This window comes from Rufibacter glacialis, from assembly GCF_008271745.1.
Taxonomy (GTDB): Bacteria; Bacteroidota; Bacteroidia; order Cytophagales; family Hymenobacteraceae; genus Nibribacter; species Nibribacter glacialis.
On sequence record NZ_VKKZ01000018.1, the window covers coordinates 1 to 507 of the forward strand.

The 507-nt window shown below is 63.3% G+C and carries 1 protein-coding gene; it reads left to right on the forward strand.

Annotation, left to right across the window (positions count from 1 at the left end):
• Positions 1 to 507 (forward strand): IS3 family transposase (locus FOE74_RS04905; protein ID WP_192576592.1); only part of this gene is annotated, 507 nt, incomplete at both ends.

The following is a 507-nucleotide window of genomic DNA, read 5'->3' on the forward strand; positions in this document are numbered from 1 at the left end:
CAGGCTGTTCGCCTGGATGAGGGAGTTCGGCTTGCTGCTACGTCCCGGCAGGCGTTACGTGCAGACAACCAACTCAAAGCACTTTCTGCGCAAGTACCCGAACCTGGTGAGGGGCCTGCAGCCCACAGCCCCTGAGCAGGTCTGGGTGTCGGACATCACCTACCTGGGCACCCGCCAGGGCAGCTGCTACCTGAGCCTGGTGACCGATGCCTTCAGCCGAAAGATAGTGGGCTATGCCGTGGCCGCCAACATGGAGGCGGTGAGTATGGGGAAAGCCCTGGAAATGGCCCTGGGGCAGAGGGAAACCGCCGCGCAGACCATCCATCACTCTGACCGGGGCCTGCAATACTGCAGCAGGCACTATGTGGGCCTGGCCACGGGGAACGGGATGAGGATGAGCATGACCCAGGGCTCGGACCCGTACGAGAACGCCCTGGCCGAGCGCATGAACCGCACGCTGAAAGAGGAATTCGGCCTGGGCAGAGTGTTGGCTGACCTGCAGCAGGC